Source organism: Luteimonas sp. R10 (assembly GCF_045689605.1).
Lineage (GTDB): Bacteria > Pseudomonadota > Gammaproteobacteria > Xanthomonadales > Xanthomonadaceae > Luteimonas.
This window is the reverse complement of record NZ_CP141262.1, coordinates 4,302,906-4,320,919: the sequence shown is the minus strand read 5'-3', so window position 1 is coordinate 4,320,919 and position 18,014 is coordinate 4,302,906. Positions and strand designations below refer to the sequence as shown.

The window sequence follows — 18,014 nt, the reverse complement described above, 5'->3', positions numbered from 1 at the left end:
GTAACCGGCGGGGCCGCCGCTTCCTTCCGGGTGGATGCCTGCGCGGCGGCGCCCACCGGGCAGCGCGGCGGGCGATGGCCCCGAAGCGGTCGGCATGGCCGTAGCCGGAGCGTCGCTCCGCGGCATTATCATCGCGCCATGCGCGCCGACTTCCCCATCCGCGTCGTCGCCTTCGCGCCGCGCTGGCGCGAGGACTTCGCCCGTCTCAATCTGGAGTGGCTGCAGCGCTGGTTCACGGTCGAGGCGGTCGACCGCGAGGTGCTGGGCGATCCGGAAAGCCACATCCTCGCCGCCGGTGGCCGCATCCTGTTCGCGCTCGATGCCGACGAATGCGCGGTCGGCACCGTCGCCCTCAGGCACGAGGGCGACGGCGTTTACGAGCTGACCAAGATGGCGGTGGCGCAGCGCCTGCGCGGCAGCGGCATCGGCCGCGCGTTGATGCTGGCGGCGCTGGACACGTTCCATGCGTGCAGCGGCCGCGAGCTGTTTCTCGAGTCCAGCAGCAAGCTCGCGCCGGCGCTGGCGTTGTACGAGAGCGTCGGCTTCCGCCATCGGCCGGCGCCCAGGCCCGGGACGCACTACGCGCGCGCCGACGTGTACATGGTGTGGGAGCCGCAGGCGGGCGAGCGCCGGTAACGGCGTCGATCGCGGTCGTTCTGCGCTGCAGCAATGCATCGGCGGGGGCCGCTGGTACAGTGATACGAGGTTCCCCGGGGTTGATCGCGACGATGGCAGGGCTGGTCGTTCCTTCCGCCGATGTGTTTTTTTGCCGATTCGATGGTAGCGCTAACTTTTCTCGGCCGGGAAGCTGCGCACGGGCCGCGGCGCCGGTCCGGGCGCCGGCGCTCGGAGCCTCGGCCCGGCCGGCCCCCGGCGGCGGGGTCTCGCCATGACCGACGCGCATCGCCCGCCATCCCCGGCGCGGCTCTGCGGCCAGCGGCGGATCACGGCCGGCGCGCCGGCGTCACTCGTCCCCGGACCGACGTCGTGCGGGCGGGGGCGCCACGGAGTCGCGGCTGATGAGGCGGTACGGCACCACGTGGTCGACCAGCACGCGCGTGCTGCGGTCCTTGCGGCGGATGCTGCGCAACAGGATGTCGATGGCCGCGTCCGCCATCGAGGCGATGGGCTGGTGGATCGTGGTCAGTTCCGGCCACACCGTGGTCGCCGCCGAGGTGTCGTCGAAGCCCACCACCGACAGGTCGCGCGGTACGTCCAGCCCGCGCCGATGCGCCACCGAGATCGCCGCCGCGGCCATGTCGTCGTTGCCGGCGAAGATCGCGGTCTGCGGCTTTCGCTGCGAGAGCAACCGCTCGGCGGCCTTCAGGCCGGAGCGGTAGGTGTAGTCGCCCTGCTGCACCAGGCCGCGTTCCAGCACGATGCCGGCCCCGTCCAGCGCGGCCTGGAATCCCTCGAAGCGACGCGCGCTGGCGCTCAGGTCGGGACGGCCGTTGATGTAGCCGATGCGGGTATGGCCCTTTGCGATCAGGTGCTCGGTGATCTCCTTGCTGGCGCGGAAATCGTCGATGCGCACGCAGGAGATCTCCTCGCTGAAGCGTCCCGACGCGATCGCGACGACGGGGACGTTGGCGCGCACCAGTTCCATCACCGCGGCCTTCGAATCGCACAGCGGCGGTGGCAGGATCACCCCGGCCACTTTCCCGGCCAGTTTGCGCGCGGCCTTGCGCTCGGCCTCGGCGTCGAGGTCGTCCCAGTAGTCGATGACCAGCTGGATCGCGGTGCGCGAGGCGACGCGCAGCAGGCCGACCAGCAGTTCGCGCAGGTAGGCGCCGCTGGGGTTGGTGTAGATCAGCGCGATGCGCGTGTGCTGGGCCGCGGCGAGGGTGCTGGCGGCCAGGTTGGGCGTGTAGTCCAGCTCGCGCACCGCGCGCATCACCCGCTCCCGGGTGGCGTCGCGCACCTTGCCGTGGCCGTTGACCACGCGCGAGACCGTCATCGGCGAAACGCCGGCGAGCGCCGCCACCTCGTCGATGGTGACGGCGCGGCCCCTGCGGCGGGCGGATTTTCTAGGTTTCTCCAACGTTCGTTCCTTCAGTCGGCCGGCCCCGGGCGTGGCGACAGGAATACCACGCCGCACTCGCCATCGAGACCGTCATGAAACCCGATCCAGGACCAGACATGAAAACGCCGCAGATGTTACCGCTAACGGACACGCCGGGCGACGGAGCGGGCGCAAGGGCTGCATCGATGGAGCATATCCCGGAACGCCGGTTCGTTCGCCGGCGTGCGTCGTTCGCCAGGAGCGTCGCGGCGCTTGCGGTCGTCCTGCTGGCGGGCGCGCTGTACATGCCCATGGCCGGCGCCGAGGACGGTTACGACCTGTGGCTGCGCTATCGACCCGTCGAGGGCGCGCCTGCGGATGCGTACCGCGCACAGGCCTCGCGGCTGGTGGCCGGCGATGCCACGCCGACGCAGGCCGCGACCCGTGCGGAACTGTTGCGCGGGCTCGGCGGGCTGTTCGGCGCCGCGCCGCCGCTGTCGGAGACGGTCGCCGACGGCGCCGTCGTCGTCGGCACGCCGGCGTCGTCGCCGGTGATCGCCGGGCTCGGGCTGGAACTCGACGACCTCGGGCGCGACGGCTATCTCATCCGCAGCGTCACCGTGGACGGCCATGCGGCCACGGTGATCGCGGCCAACGACGACATCGGCGCGCTGTACGGCGCGTTCCATTTCCTGCGCCTGCTGCAGACCGGGCAATCGCTCGATCGGCTGGACGTGCGCGAAGCGCCGCGGGTGAAGCTCCGCGTGCTGAACCACTGGGACAACCTGGACGGCCATGTCGAGCGCGGCTATGCCGGGGCCTCGATCTGGGGCTGGCACAAGCTGCCGGACTGGCGCGCCCCGCGCTACACCGACTACGCGCGCGCCAACGCCTCGCTGGGCATCAACGGCACCGTGCTCAACAACGTCAACGCGGACGCGTTGAGCCTGACGCCGATGTACCTGGAGAAGGCGGCGGCGCTCGCGGACGTGTTCCGGCCGTACGGCATCCGCGTGTATCTCAGCGCGCGCTTCAGCGCGCCCATCGAGATCGGCGGGCTGGAGACGGCCGATCCGCTGGATCCGCGGGTGCGGCGCTGGTGGCGGGACAAGGCGGAGGAGATCTACCGCACCATTCCCGATTTCGGCGGTTTCCTGGTCAAGGCCAACTCGGAAGGGCAACCGGGCCCGCAGGACTACGAGCGTTCGCACGCAGACGGCGCCAACATGCTGGCCGAGGCGCTCGCGCCGCATGGCGGCACGGTCATGTGGCGCGCATTCGTTTACTCGGACGAGGAACCGGACGATCGCGCCAAGCAGGCCTACACCGAGTTCGTGCCGCACGACGGCGAGTTCCACGACAACGTGCTGGTGCAGGTCAAGAACGGCCCGATCGACTTCCAGCCGCGCGAGCCGTTCCATCCGCTGTTCGGGGCGATGCCGCGGACGCCGCTGATGATGGAGTTCCAGATCACCAAGGAATACCTGGGCTTCGCCACGCACCTGGTCTACCTGGGGCCGCTGTTCGAGGAGGCGCTGGCGGCCGACACCCATGTCCGCGGCGCGGGTTCGACCGTGGCCGAGGTGATCGACGGTTCGTTGCACGGCTACGCCACCACCGGGATGGCCGGCGTGGCCAACATCGGCGCCGACCGCAACTGGAGCGGCTCGCATTTCGACCAGGCCAACTGGTACGCCTATGGCCGCCTGGCGTGGAACCCGGGGCTGGATTCGCGCGACATCGCCGGGGATTGGGTGCGGATGACGTTCTCGGGCGACCCCGGTTTCGTCGCCGCCGTCGTCGACATGATGATGGGCTCGCGCGAGGCGGCGGTGGATTACATGACCCCGCTCGGACTGCACCACCTGATGGGACGCGGCCACCACTACGGCCCCGGCCCCTGGGTGGAAGGCGGGCCGCGCGCGGACTGGACGTCCGTGTACTACCACCGCGCCACCCGCCACGGCATCGGCTTCGACCGCACCGCCACCGGCAGCAACGCGGTCGCGCAGTATGCGCCGCCGGTCGCCCGCGAGTTCGGCGACCTCGACGCCGTGCCCGAGGAGTTCCTGCTCTGGTTCCATCATGTCCCCTGGGACTACCGCACGCAGTCGGGCCGCCCGCTGTGGGACGAACTGGTGCACCGGTACACGCGGGGCGTGGACTACGTGCGCGGCATGCGCGAGACCTGGGACCGGCTCGACGGCCACGTGGATGCCGAACGCCACGCGCAGGTGGCCGCGTTCCTGGCCATCCAGGAAAAGGAAGCGCAGTGGTGGCGCGACGCCAGCATCGCCTATTTCCAGAGCATTTCAGGCCTTCCGCTGCCGGAGGGCTACGCAACGCCGCGGCGTTCGCTGGAGGACTACCAGTCGCTCGAATTTCCCCATGCGCCGGGGAGCGGGCGATGAACATCGCTGCCTGTTCGCCGAAGGCTTCGTCGCGCATCGCGTCCGTGCTGCTGGCCTTCTCGTTCTGCGGCGCACCCCTCGCGCGCGCGGCCGACGATGGCGACGGGCCGCTGCTGCATGCCATGTTCCAGGACCACGCGGTGCTGCAGCGCGACCGGCCGATCCGGATCTGGGGCCAGGCGCGGCCCGGCGAGGAAGTGCGTGTCGCGCTTGGCGGCGCGCGCGCGCGTGGCCGCGCCGACGAGGGCGGGCGTTGGGAGGTCCGGTTGCCGGCGCTGGCGGCCGGCGGGCCCCACACCCTGGTCGCCGCTGCGTCGGGCGGTGCGACGCAGACCGTGGACGACGTGCTGGTCGGCGACGTGTGGCTCTGCTCCGGCCAGTCCAACATCGTGCTCCAGGTCCACCGGACGCTGGATTCGCGCGCGGAGATCGCGGGCGCCGACAACGACGCGATCCGCATGCTGACGGTCGGCGAGGCCGGCAGCGCGGTTCCGCTGGAAACCTTCGCCACGCCGGTGCGCTGGCTGAAGACCCATCCCGACACGGTGCGCGACTTCTCCGCCACCTGCTACTACTTCGCGCGCGAGCTGCAGAAGCGGGTCGACGTGCCGATGGGCCTGATCAGCGCCGCTTGGGGCGGATCGCGGATCCAGGCGTGGACCAGCGCCGACGCGCTGCGCGCGACCGGCGAATACGACGGGGAACTCGACGTGCTGGCGCTGTATGCCGATGACCCCGCGGCCGCCGTCGGGCGCTGGGGCGACCTGTGGGCCGAGTGGTGGCGCGGGCGTTCCGACGTGGCCATGGGCGACGAGCCGTGGAGTCCGGATGCCGCCCCGGCCGGCGACTGGCACGACGCGCCGCGCGAGCTCGGCGCGTGGGAACGCTGGGGCGTGCCGGAACTGGCCGCGTTCGACGGCATGGTGTGGTACCGCACGACGGTGACGCTGACCGCGCGGCAGGCGGCGCAGGGCGCGGTGCTGGCGCTGGGCCCGGCCGACGAGATGGACATGACCTGGGTCAACGGTCGCGCCGTCGGCAGCACCTACGGCGCAGGCGACGCACGCGAGTATCGGTTGCCGCCCGGCCTGCTGCGCGAGGGCGACAACGTCGTCGTCGTCAACGTGCTCGACACCTACCGCGACGGCGGCCTGGCCGGGCCCGCCTCCCGGCACGCGCTGCGGTTCGAGGACGGCTCCGGCGTGGCGCTGGACGGCACCTGGCGCTACCGCGTCGTGCCGGGTGTCGACTGGCCGCCGCGCGCGCCCTGGCAGTCGGCCGCCGGCCTGTCGACGTTGTACAACGGCATGATCGCGCCGATCGGCCGCTACGACCTGCGCGGCATCGTCTGGTACCAGGGCGAATCCAACACCTTCGAGGCCGACCGCTACCGCGGACTGCTGCAGGCGCTCAGGAGCGACTGGCGTGCGCGCTTCGGCGCCGACTCGCCGCTGCTGGTCGTGCAGCTGCCCGGCTACGGCATGCCTGCGACGCAGCCTACCGAGAGCGGCTGGGCCGAGCTGCGCGAGGCGCAACGGCGGGTCGCCGGCGAGGATCCGCTGACCGGGCTGGCGGTCACGATCGACATCGGCGACCGCTACGACGTGCATCCTCCGAACAAGCAGGAGCTCGGCCGCCGGCTCGCGCGCGTGGCGCGTCACGCGGCCTACGGCGAGCGGCTGCCGCCGTCGGGCCCGGTGCCGCGGTCGGCATGGCGCGAAGACGACGCGGTCGTGGTGCGCTTCGGCGACATCGACGACGGCCTGGTGGCCTACGGCGCGGACGGCCCCATCGGCTTCGAGCTGTGCGCCGCCGGGGCGGGCACGTGCCGCTATGCGAGCGCGCGGATCGACGGCGACCGGGTGAGGTTGCGCGCATCCTCGGCGCCGGCCGCCACGCGCGTGCGCTACTGCTGGGCCGACAGCCCGATTTGCACGTTGTACGACGCCACGGGCCTGCCCGCGGGCCCGTTCGAAATGCAGATTTCCACCGAGCCATGAAGCCGCCATTCCATCCACACGATGTTTTGGCGGACGCCTTTCATGTACTGCATTCCGGGCTCGCGCCCGCGGGAGCAACGATGAAGAACCCCACCACGGACGACACCCCATGAACCAGACGCCGGAACCCGGACACCCGGAGCAGGGCTCGTCGCGCGAGCGCGAGATCGTCGAGGCCAAGGTCATCGTGACCTGCCCGGGGCGCAACTTCGTCACCCTGAAGATCACGACCCGCTCGGGCGTCGCCGGCCTGGGCGACGCCACCCTCAACGGCCGCGAGCTCGCGGTCGCCGCCTACCTGCAGGAGCACGTGGCGCCGAACCTGATCGGCCGCGACGCCGGCCGCATCGAGGACACCTGGCAGTTCCTGTACCGCGGCGCGTACTGGCGCCGCGGCCCGGTGACGATGACCGCGATCGCCGCGGTGGACGTGGCGCTGTGGGACATCCTGGGCAAGATGGCCGGGTTGCCGCTGTACCGGCTGCTCGGCGGGCGCTCGCGCGAGGGCGCGCTGGTCTACGGCCACGCCAACGGCCGCGATGTCGGCGAGGCCAGCGAGGCGGTGGGACGCTTCATCGAACAGGGCTTCCGCGCGGTGCGCGCGCAGTGCGGCGTGCCCGGCGTCAAGAAGGCCTACGGCATCTCCAGCGGCAAGGCCTACGAGCCGGCCGAGAGCGAGCTGCCGGCCGAGACCGTCTGGTCCACGCCGAAGTACCTGGAGACCGCGCCGAAGCTGTTCGAGCGCCTGCGCGCCGACCACGGCAACGACATCGAGCTGCTGCACGACGTGCACCATCGCCTGACGCCGATCGAAGCCGCGCGCCTGGCCCGCGACCTCGAGCCGTACCGGCTGTTCTGGCTGGAGGACGCGACGCCGGCGGAGCACCAGCAATCCTTTGGGCTGATCCGCAAACACTCGGTCACTCCGCTGGCGGTGGGAGAGGTGTTCAACTCGATCTGGGACTGCAAGCACCTGATCGAGCGGCAGCTGATCGACTACATCCGCACCACGATCGTCCACGGCGGCGGCATCACCCACGTGCGCCGACTGGCCGACTTCGCCGCGCTGCACCAGGTGCGCACCGGTTTCCACGGCGCCACCGACCTGTCGCCGGTGTGCATGGGCGCGGCGCTGCACTTCGATACCTGGGTGCCGAACTTCGGGATCCAGGAATACATGTTCCACTCGGACGAGACCGATGCGGTGTTTCCGCACGACTACACGTTCCGGGACGGGCGCCTGCACTGCGGCGAATCACCCGGCCACGGCGTCGACATCGACGAGGCGCTGGCGGCGAAATTCCCCTATGCGCCGAAACAGCTGCCGGTCGCGCGGCTGGAAGACGGCACGATGTGGGACTGGTGACGCGCATGCCCGCGAAAGCCCCGGCACGAACGTCCGCAGGGAACCCTGTAGGAGCGGCTTCAGCCGCGACCGGCATTGTCGGCATGGGGGCGCGGCTGAAGCCGCTCCTACGGGTTGCCGGCCTCGATCGCCGGCAACGCCGCCGCGCAGTGGCTCTCGTGCGGCCGATGGCAGCGGTCGCGCTGTTTTCCGTCGCGCTGGCGACGCCGGTCCTTGCGGTGCAACCCGCGGAGCCGGCACCCGTCCTCTTCGACTGGTTCGAATACACAGGCCGCGACATCGCCTTCGGGACCCCGCTGCCCGAAGGCCACTATCGCAATCCGATCCTGGCCGGCTTCCACCCGGACCCCAGCATCACGCGCGCGGGCGACCGCTTCTACCTGGTGAACTCGAGCTTCGCCTACTTTCCCGGCATCCCGGTGTTCGAGAGCGAGGACCTGGTGCACTGGAACCGGATCGGGCACGTGATCGATCGTCCCGGCATGCTCGACTTCGACGGCCTGGGCATGTCGCGCGGGGTGTTCGCGCCGGCGATCGAATACCACGACGGCACCTTCTACGTGGTCAACACCGCGGTGGACAGCGGCGGCAACTTCATCGCCACCGCCACCGACCCCGCCGGGCCATGGTCCGACCCGGTCTGGCTGCCGACCGTCGACGGCATCGACCCGTCGCTGTTCTTCGACGACGACGGCCAGGCCTACCTGCTCAACAACGGTCCGCCCGCGGGCGAACCGCGCTACGACGGCCATCGTGCGATCTGGATGCAGGCCTTCGACATCGCGAAGCTGCAGCCGGTCGGGCCGCGCAGGGTGCTGGTCGACGGCGGCGTCGACCCGTCCGCGAATCCGATCTGGATCGAAGGCCCGCACATCTACCGGCGCGACGGCTGGTACTACCTGAACTGCGCCGAGGGCGGCACCGGCCCGCAGCATTCGCAGGTGGTCCTGCGCAGCCGCGAGGTGTGGGGCCCGTACGTGCCCTACGGCCGCAATCCGATCCTCACCCAGCGCGACCTGCCCGCCGACCGTGCCCATCCGGTCACCAACGCCGGGCATGCGGACCTGGTGCAGGCCCCCGACGGCAACTGGTGGGCGACGTTCCTCGCCAGCCGCAACTACGGCGGCGTGCACTACAACACCGGCCGCGAGACCTTCCTGCTGCCGGTGGAATGGAAGGACGGGTGGCCGACGATCCTCGACCATGGCCTCGAGATTCCCTATGTCGCCCCCGGCCCGGCATTCCTGTCGCGCCGCGCCTCGCAGGCGCCATCGACGGGCAACTTCACCTGGCGCGACGAGTTCGATACGCCGGAGCTGGGCCGCGAGTGGATGTTCGTGCGGGTGCCGAAGCAGGCATGGGCGGACCTGGCCAGCCATCCCGGCCGGTTGGCGATCGAACCATTGGCCGAAGGCCTGGACACGCTGCGCAACCCCGCGTTCCTCGCGCGTCGGCAGCAGCATCTCGCCTTCGAGGCCGGCACCGCACTGCAGGTGCCGGCGGAGGCGGGTACCGAGGCCGGCATCGCCGCATTCCAGAACGAGACCCACTGGTACTTCCTCGGCGCGCGCCGTGTGGCCGAGCCCGTCGGCGAGGGCGGTGGCGAAGGCGATGCCGAGGGCGGGCACATCGAACTGTTCCTGGAAAAGAGCAGCCATGCAGGCAGGCAGGTCGTCGCCACCCGTGCCTTGCCCGCCACGGACACGCTGCTTCTGAAGATCGAGGGCGATGGCGGCGACTACGCCTTCGGCTTCGATGCCGGCCAGGGCTGGCAATGGCTGGCCCGGGGGCAGGACGGCACCCTGCTCAGCACCGACGTGGCCGGCGGCTTCATCGGCGCCGTGCTCGGGCCGCATGCGCGCATCACGCAGAACCACGAGAGGTGAGTGAAATGAGAAGCTGGAATCATCCGGGCAATCGACTTCTTCCCCCGTCATTCCCGCCTTCGCGGGAATGACGGGCGGAGAGTATCCGCCATCACCGCGCGTGGAACCTTGGCAGCCGGCATGTTGCTTGCCTGCGCACTCGTATTGCCTGCATGCGCGGCCGACGACGCCGACGAACCGGAATCCGCGGCCCCCTGGCGCGACTCCGGCCGCAGCTTCGAGGAACGCGCCGCCGAACTCGTGTCGCGGATGACGCTCGAGGAAAAGGCCGCGCAGATGCAGCACGACACCCCGGCCATCGAGCGTCTGGGCGTGCCCGCCTACGACTGGTGGAACGAGGCCCTGCACGGCGTCGCCCGCGCCGGCGGCGCCACCGTGTTCCCGCAGGCGATCGGCCTGGCTGCGACCTTCGACACGGACCTGATGGCCGAAGTCGCCCATGCCATCGGCGACGAGGCCCGCGCCAAGCACCACGAGTTCGCCGCCCGCGGCCAGCGCGGCCGCTACCAGGGCCTGACCTTCTGGTCGCCCAACATCAACATCTTCCGCGACCCGCGCTGGGGCCGCGGCCAGGAAACCTACGGCGAGGATCCGTTCCTCACCGCGCGCATGGGCGTGACCTTCGTGCGCGGACTGCAGGGCGACGGCGCCGGCGACGCCGGGGTCGACACGCCGTACCGCAAGCTCGACGCCACCGCCAAGCACTTCGCCGTGCACAGCGGCCCCGAGGCCGACCGCCACCACTTCGACGTGCACCCGTCGAAGCGCGACCTGTACGAGACCTACCTGCCCGCCTTCCAGGCGCTGGTGCAGGAAGGGCAGGTGGCCGCGGTGATGGGCGCCTACAACCGCGTCTACGGCGAATCGGCCAGCGCCAGCCGGTTCCTGCTGCAGGACATCCTGCGCCGCGACTGGGGCTTCGACGGTTACGTGATGTCCGACTGCTGGGCAGTCGAGGACATCTGGAAGAACCACAGGATCGTCGCCACCGTCGAGGAGGCCTCCGCGCTCGCGGTCAAGAACGGCACCGAGCTCAACTGCGGCCACAGCTATGCCAAGGCGCTGCCGGCCGCGGTGCGCAACGGGCTGATCACCGAGGCCGAACTCGACGAGGCGCTGACGAGGCTGATGGCGTCGCGCTTCCGCCTCGGCATGTTCGATCCGCCCGAATTGGTGCCGTGGGCGCAGGTTCCGTATGCAGTGAACCAGTCGCCCGAACATGACGCCCTGGCGCGCCGTGCCGCACAGGAATCGATCGTATTGCTGAAGAACGATGGCCTGCTGCCGCTGTCGAAGGACCTGCGCCGCGTGGCCGTGATCGGTCCGACCGCGGACGACACCATGGCGCTGCTCGGCAACTACTACGGCACGCCTGCCGATCCCGTCACCGTACTGCGGGGCATCCGCGAGGCGCTGCCGGACGCCGAGGTGATCCACGCGCGCGGCGCCGACCTGGTGGAGGGCCGCGAAGACCCGGCCGCCGCGCCGCTGATCGAACCGCGGTACCTGCGCCCGGCGCCGGATTCGGCGGAGCGCGGCCTGCGCGGCGAGTATTTCCGCGGTCGCGAGCTGGCCGGCGAACCCGTGCTCACCCGCGTCGATGCGCAGGTCGGTTTTCGCTGGGACCGCGGCGCACCCACCGACGACCTGGCCGCGCGCGGCCAGGTCACCCCGGCGCAGGCGCTGGCCGGCGACGACTTCAGCGTGCGCTGGAGCGGGCAGCTGCTGCCGCCGGTGAGCGGCCGTTACGAGCTGGACGTGGCCGCCAACGACGGCTTCCGCCTGTTCCTCGATGGCGAGCCGGTGCTGGAACGCTGGACCGGCACCGAACGCCTGGCCGGCGACAGCGTCGCCCTCGACCTGGAGGCGGATCGCGCCTACGACCTGCGGCTGGAATACTACGAGGCCGAGCGCGACGCCGGCGTGCGCCTGGCATGGCGCATGCCCGGCGCCAAGCCGCCGTTCGAGGAAGCGCTCGAAGCGGCCCGTGGGGCCGATGTCGTGGTCTTCGTCGGCGGCCTCACCGGCGACGTCGAGGGCGAGGAAATGGACGTCAGCTATCCCGGCTTCGCCGGCGGCGACCGCACCGACCTGCGGCTGCCCGCCCCCCAGCGCAAGCTGCTCGAGGCGCTGCACGCCACCGGCAAGCCCGTCGTCCTGGTGCTCACCACCGGCTCGGCGCTGGCCATCGACTGGGCGCAGGACAGCCTGTCCGCGATCCTGCTGGCCTGGTACCCGGGCCAGCGTGGCGGCAACGCGGTCGCCGACGTGTTGTTCGGCGATGCCAATCCCGCCGGCCGGCTGCCGGTGACCTTCTACAAGGCGGAGGAGCAACTGCCCGCCTTCGACGACTACGCCATGGTCGGCCGCACCTATCGCTACTTCCAAGGCGAACCGCTGTACCCGTTCGGCCACGGGCTGTCGTACACGCGCTTCGACTACGCCAACCTGCGCATCGACCGCGATGGCGATCCCGTCGCTCCCGACGACGCGCTGACCGTGCAGGTCGACGTGCGCAACGCCGGCAAGCGCGCCGGCGACGAGGTCGTGCAGTTGTACCTGCGTTCGCTGGAGCCGCAGCGCGAGCGCGCGTTGAAAGAGCTGCGCGGCGTGCAGCGCATCCACCTGCAACCCGGCGAGGCGCGCACCGTGGCGTTCACGTTCACTCCCGAAACCGATCTGAAGCACTACGACGAGGAAGCCGGGGCCTATGCGGTCGACGCGGGCGATTACGAAGTGCAGGTCGGCGCATCGAGTGCGGACATCCGCGTGGAAGAGCGCTTCACCGTAAGCGCCGAGTAGCTCTAGCCCCTCTCCCTTCGGGGCGACGGCGCACGGCTTGCGCGCCATTGGCGCGCGTGCGCCGGAGCGCCCGCGCCGCTGGCGCGGGCTGGGGCGCGGAGCAGGGGTTGGGGTGAGGGTACGGAGACGCCGCGATGATTCAGTTGCCTGCGCCTTCGCCGTACCCTCATCCGGCGCTACGCGCCACCTTCTCCCGGAGTGAGAAGGAAGAGCAGCCTTCCGCTGAGACGGCGGCTGAAAGATCATCTTGGAGACGCAGCACTGATGACCGATCCCGCTCCTGCCATGCCCCGCCTCAATGAAGTCGCGCTCGCCACGATACCGCCCGACGTGACCCGCCCCACCTACGACCGCGGCAACACCCGCATCGGCATCGTCCACATCGGCGCCGGCGCCTTCCATCGCGCGCACCAGGCCGTGTATATCGACGACCTGCTCGCCGACGACCCGGACTGGGCCATCTGCGGCGTCTCCCTGCGCAGCGCCGACGTCCGCGACGCCCTGCGCCCGCAGGACGGCCTGTACACGCTGGCCCTGCTCGACGGCCACCCGAGCCTGCGCGTGATCGGCGCGATCCGCGAGCTGCTGTGCGCACGCGAAGAGTCCCAGGCCGTGCTTGCACGCCTGGCCGACCCCGCCGTCCGCCTGGTCAGCCTGACGATCACGGAGAAGGGCTACCGCCTGTCCGGCGACGCCCTCGACCTCGCCCATCCCGACATCGCCCACGACCTGGCCGCCCCGCAGGCGCCGGCAAGCGCGATCGGCTACGTCGTCGCCGGCCTGGCCCTGCGCCGCGCCGCCGGCACCGCCCCGTACACCGTGCTCAGCTGCGACAACCTCGCCGACAACGGCGGCCGCCTGCGCCGCGCCGCGCTGCAGTACGCGCAGGCGTTCGATCCGGACCTCGCGCGCTGGATCGAAACCGAGGTCGCCTTCCCGCGCTCGATGGTCGACAGCATCACCCCCGCCACCGACGACGCCCTGCGCGAGCGCGTCGCCGCGCATCTCGGCTGCACCGACGCCTGGCCGGTGCAGCGCGAACCCTACGCCCAGTGGGTGATCGAGGACCATTTCTGCAACGCCCGCCCGGCTTTCGAGCGCGCCGGCGCCACCATCAGCGACGACATCGCCGGCTACGACCGTGCCAAGCTGCGCCTGCTCAACGGCCCGCACTCGGCGCTGGCCTATCTCGGCTCGCTGATGGGCATCGAGACCGTCGCCGACGCCATGCGCCAGCCGGCCCTGGCCGGTTTCGTCGAACGCCTGATGCGCGAGGACATCGTCCCCACCCTCGACGCACCGCGCGGCTTCGACCCGCAGGCCTACGTCGACGCCATCCTCGCCCGCTTCCGCAACCCGGACATCCGCCACCTGCTCTCGCAGATCGCCTGGGACGGTTCGCAGAAACTGCCGGTGCGCATCCTCGGCACCATCGCCGACGCGCTCGCCGACGGCCGCCCGGTCGACCGGTTGTGCCTGCCGGTGGCCGCCTGGATGCGGTTCGTGTGCCGACAGGCACGCGCCGGCGTCGCGCTGGTCGATCCGCTGGACGCGACCTTGCGGGAGGTCGGGCGCGCCGCGACCGGCGACGCGCGGGACGATGCCGCCGCGTTTCTCGTCCTCGACGCGGTGTTCGCTCCGGTGTCGGGCAATGCCGGGTTCGCCGAGGCCTTGCGCAGGGCCTACGCCGCGCTCGGTGACGCCAGCCCTTCGGCGGTGGCGCATGCACTCGACGCCGCCTGCGCAAGCATGGATGCGTAGCACCCGTCCTGCGCATGCGCGCGCTCCAGGGCAGGCGCGCTATGCCGCAGCCAGCACCCGCAACGCCTTCGCCAGCCGATCCACCTCGTCGGCCGAGGTGAAGATCGCCGGTGTCGCCCGCACGCAGGCGCCGCTGGCCAGGCCGGCGCGGTGCACGGTGAAGACGCCGAACCGGTCGTGCAGCCGGCGGGCGAGCGCCTTGTTGGCCTCAACGCCGGTCTGGCCCCGCAACCGGAACGAGGTGATCGCGCCGTGCAGCGCCGGGTCGTCGGGCGTCAGGATCTCCAGTGCGGGGAGGTCGCGGACCTGGTCCACCCAGCGGTCGCGCAGATAGCGCACGCGCGCCTCCTTGTGCGCGGGCCCGATGCGCCGGTGCAGCTCCAGCGCCGTCGGCAGCGCCATGTAGGCCGCGAAATTGGCGGTGCCGGTATGGACGCGCGCGTGGACGGCGCCGTGCGGATCCGGCTCGCCCATGTAGGGGTCGATGTCGCCGATGCGCGGCCTGCGGATGTACAGCGCGCCGGTGCCGACCGGTGCGCCGATCCACTTGTGCAGGTTGATGCCCGCGAAGTCGGCCCCGAGTTCGGGCAGCTCGAAATCCAGCTGGCCCCAGGAATGCGCGGCGTCGACGATCACGTCGACGCCTTCGGCGCGCGCCATCTCCGCCAGCTCGCGCACCGGAAGCACCAGTCCGTTGCGATGGCTGACGTGGGTGAGCAGCATCATGCGCACGCGCGGATGGTCGCGCAGCGCCCGGGCGTAGGCGTCCAGGATCTGCTGGCGTTGCGGCCGCACGGGCAGGTCGATCGATACGACGTCGACGCCGCGGCGCCGGTGCAGCCAGCGCACCGCGGTGATCATGCTGTCGTAGTCGCTGTCGGCGTGCAGCACCGCGTCGCCCGGGCGCAGGCGGTTGTAGCCGCCGATGAGGGCCTGCAGCGCTTCCGTGGCGCCGCGGGTCAGGACGATTTCGTCGGCATCGACGCCGAGCGCGGCCGCCAGTGTCGCGGCCAGCCTGCGATGGACCGCCGGGTAGTCCTGCCGCGCGAAGTACGCGTTGCCATGGTTCACCTGCTGCAGGGCGTCGCGGTAGCGCGCCATGGTCGCGCGCGCCATCGAGCCGAAGAAGCCGTTGTCGAGCTGGGCGACCTCGCGGGTGACGTCGTAGAGCCGCGCCACGCCGCCCCAGTGCGCCTCGTCGCGCGCCAGCCGTTCCGGCGGCCCCGACGGTGTTGGCACTGGCAGGTCGGCACCCGCGACACCGGCCGGGGCGGCCGGCAGTGCCGCCAAAGGCGCCAGTCCGGTGGCGCGCAACAGCCGGCGCCGCGAGGCCTGCATCAGAACGCCACCCGGAGTTGCGCGTAGACGTTGCGGCCGTCGGTATCGTAAGGCGCGTTGCGCGAGTAGATCAGGCCGCGGCTGGCCTGGAACGTCGCCTCGTCCGGATAGCTGTCGAGCACGTTGTCGGCGCCCGCGCGCAGCGTCAGCATCTCGGTGGCCCGCCAGCTCACGGCGAGGTCGAGGAAGGTCTCGGCGCCGAAGCGCTGGAAGATGTCGCCGTCGGCATTGCCCGACGAATCCGTCCACGAGCCGTAGTGGCGGACGCGGCCCAGCAGGCTCCAGTCGCCCTGCTCCCAGGTGTTGGTCCAGGTCGCCTTCTGGCGCGGGATGCGCCGCTCGAAGACCACCCGCTGGGTCTCGTTGCTGGCCACGCCGGTGTCGCCGCCGTCCACTTCGGTCTTGTTGTAGTTCCAGGCCAGGGTCGTGCCGAGGCGTCCGGGTCCGAGGCTGCCCCGCCAGGTCGCGACGACGTCGATGCCGCGGGTGGTGGTGTCGAAGTCGTTGGTGAAGAAGCTGACGGAGGTGTACTGGTTGGGATTGGGGACGCCTTCGGGAATCTGGAAACTCTGCGAGGTCGAGAAGCGGTCGGTGACCTCGATGTCGTAGAGGTCGACCGAGCCCGAGAACCCGTTGCCGGACTGCCAGGCCAGGCCGGCCGTGACCGACCTCGACTCCTCCGGCGTCAGCGGCGTGGCGCCGAGCATCCGCGCGATCGGATCGCTGGGCGAGAGCCGGCCGGAAGTGAAGACCTGCAGGGTGTTGGTGTCCAGGCCCTGGGTGGTGCTGGTGGCGTACAGCTGGCCGGGGGTCGGGGCGCGGAAGCCGGTGGAGACCGAGCCGCGAAGCGCCACATGGTCGTTGAACTCGAAACGGCTCGACAACTTGCCGTCGAGCGAATTGCCGAATTCGGAATAGTCCTCGTAGCGCGCGGCGGCGCCGACGTTCCAGCGCTCCGTCAGCGGCACTTCCACGTCGAGGTAGGCGGCGCGGGAGGTCTGGTCCCATTCGCCCGCCTGCTGCGTGCTGAAGCCGGGCGCGCCGTTGGAATTGGGCGCCAGCCCCGCCACGGCGCCGGGACCGACGGCGTAGGACGCCGGGTCTCCCGCGGTGATGCCGTAGGTCTCGGTGCGGTGCTCGGCGCCGAAGGCGATGTTGACCGGCAGCGGCAGCGCGTCGACCGCCCACGCATAGACGAAGTCCGCGTTGAAGTCGAGTTCGTCCTGCGACAGGCGGCCGAGCCAGAATCCGGTCGGGCTCTCCGGGCCGAGCGATGCGTTGATCGAATCGTCGAGGAAGAAGTCGATGTCGTTGCTGCCGTAGGACGCGCTGACGTCCCAGGTGAAGTCCGGATTGAACTCGCCGCTCAGGCCGACGACGGTCTGCAGGTCCTCCTGCTCCATGCCGTAGCGCGGCGAGAAGCCGACCGGATAGACCTCGGACGCGTTCCAGTCCGGGAACACGTCGGTGTCGCTGTAGACCGATGCGGTGCCATCGGGATTGCGCCAGTTGAAATCGCTGACGCCCTCGCTCGTGCCGAGCAGGGCGTAGCCGTACAGGGCGACGGTCTGCGTCAGCGGGATCCTGGCGTCGAAGCCGCCGCGGACGCTCTCCAGGTCCGGCTGGCCCCAGCGCTGTACCGGGTCGGGCACGTCCAGTTCCGGGTGGTCTTGCTGGAAGGCGATCGCGTCCGCGCGCTGGCGGGTGCGCGAGGTGGCGTCGGATCTCGCGATCTCGGCGAACATCGACAGGTGGCCGTAATCGCCCAGCGCGATGCCGTGGCGGGCGCCGTACTGCTGCGTGAAACCGTCGCCTTCGGCGTACTCGGACAGCTGGGCGGTGAGCTCGGTGCCGACATCGTCGCTGAGGATGATGTTGATCACGCCGGCAATGGCGTCGGACCCGTACTGCGCGGATGCGCCGTCGCGCAGGACCTCGATGCGCTCGATCGCCGCGGTCGGGATCTGCGACAGGTCCGGCGCCTGCGCGCCGCGCGAGCCGAGCAGGGCGGTGCGATGGAAACGGCGGCCGTTGACCAGCACCAGCGCATGGTCCGGCGACAGCCCGCGCAGCGAAGCCGGGCGCACGAACACCAGGCCGTCGGCCATCGGCAGGCGCTGGACGACGAACGACGGCACCAGCTGCGCGAGCACGTCGTTGAGGTCCGCGCTCTCGACCGCCTGGATCTCCTCGGCACCGAACACGTCCACCGGCACCAGGGTGTCGAACTGCGTGCGGCTGGACCCGCGGGATCCGGTGACGACCATCGCGTCGAGCGAGGTCACGTCGTCGGCCGTCGCGGACGCGGACTGGGCCCGGGCGGAATTCGGGGCGAGCGGAAACAGGGCCAGCAGCGCCGCTGCGGCCAGTGCGTTGTACTTCATCGGGACTCCGGGTGGGATGACGCAAAAAAAAGACGCACGAGCTCGAGAGAGCCAGTGCGTCCGT

At 70.9% G+C, this 18,014-nt stretch carries 10 protein-coding genes; 7 read left to right on the top strand and 3 right to left on the bottom strand.

The genetic code is table 11. The annotated features are described in order from the left end of the window. Positions 1 to 138 precede the first annotated feature (138 nt). Positions 139 to 636, top strand: a complete 498-nt coding sequence (locus tag U3649_RS18900) for a GNAT family N-acetyltransferase (RefSeq protein WP_407352825.1) — start codon at positions 139 to 141, stop codon at positions 634 to 636. Positions 637 to 964: 328 nt separating this feature from the next. Here U3649_RS18900 and U3649_RS18895 read toward each other — a convergent pair whose 3' ends face one another. Next, positions 965 to 2,041, bottom strand: coding sequence for a LacI family DNA-binding transcriptional regulator (locus tag U3649_RS18895; RefSeq protein WP_407352824.1), 1,077 nt, complete (start codon positions 2,039 to 2,041; stop codon positions 965 to 967). 266 nt (positions 2,042 to 2,307) lie between these two features. On the opposite strand from U3649_RS18895, the gene U3649_RS18890 reads away from it, so the two are divergent. The 6 genes from U3649_RS18890 to U3649_RS18865 all read left to right on the top strand — a co-directional run bounded on the left by U3649_RS18890 (position 2,308) and on the right by U3649_RS18865 (position 14,228). After that, entirely contained in the window at positions 2,308 to 4,413 is a 2,106-nt protein-coding gene (locus tag U3649_RS18890; RefSeq protein WP_407354663.1) for an alpha-glucuronidase family glycosyl hydrolase, read from the top strand. Beyond that, a complete protein-coding gene (locus U3649_RS18885; protein ID WP_407352823.1) occupies positions 4,410 to 6,413 on the top strand; it encodes a sialate O-acetylesterase in 2,004 nt (667 codons plus the stop codon). Before U3649_RS18890 ends, U3649_RS18885 begins: the two co-directional genes overlap by 4 nt. 109 nt (positions 6,414 to 6,522) lie before the next feature. Beyond that, positions 6,523 to 7,779, top strand: a complete 1,257-nt coding sequence (gene manD / locus U3649_RS18880) for a D-mannonate dehydratase ManD (protein ID WP_407352822.1) — start codon at positions 6,523 to 6,525, stop codon at positions 7,777 to 7,779. A 167-nt stretch (positions 7,780 to 7,946) separates the two neighbouring features. Next, complete coding sequence (locus U3649_RS18875; RefSeq protein WP_407352821.1) at positions 7,947 to 9,665, top strand: glycoside hydrolase family 43 protein; 1,719 nt, start codon at positions 7,947 to 7,949, stop codon at positions 9,663 to 9,665. Between the two features lie 120 nt (positions 9,666 to 9,785). Continuing rightward, positions 9,786 to 12,467: a glycoside hydrolase family 3 C-terminal domain-containing protein gene (locus U3649_RS18870; protein ID WP_407352820.1), complete on the top strand. Its 2,682-nt coding sequence runs from the start codon at positions 9,786 to 9,788 to the stop codon at positions 12,465 to 12,467. Positions 12,468 to 12,752: 285 nt separating this feature from the next. Continuing rightward, entirely contained in the window at positions 12,753 to 14,228 is a 1,476-nt protein-coding gene (locus U3649_RS18865) for a mannitol dehydrogenase family protein (protein WP_407352819.1), read from the top strand. A gap of 39 nt (positions 14,229 to 14,267) precedes the next feature. Here the strand turns inward: U3649_RS18865 and U3649_RS18860 are convergent, their stop codons facing one another. Together U3649_RS18860 and U3649_RS18855 are read right to left on the bottom strand one after the other, a co-directional pair. After that, positions 14,268 to 15,566, bottom strand: coding sequence for an aminotransferase class V-fold PLP-dependent enzyme (locus U3649_RS18860; protein WP_407352818.1), 1,299 nt, complete (start codon positions 15,564 to 15,566; stop codon positions 14,268 to 14,270). After that, entirely contained in the window at positions 15,566 to 17,950 is a 2,385-nt protein-coding gene (locus U3649_RS18855; protein ID WP_407352817.1) for a TonB-dependent receptor plug domain-containing protein, read from the bottom strand. Before U3649_RS18855 ends, U3649_RS18860 begins: the two co-directional genes overlap by 1 nt. Between the last annotated feature and the right edge of the window lie 64 nt (positions 17,951 to 18,014).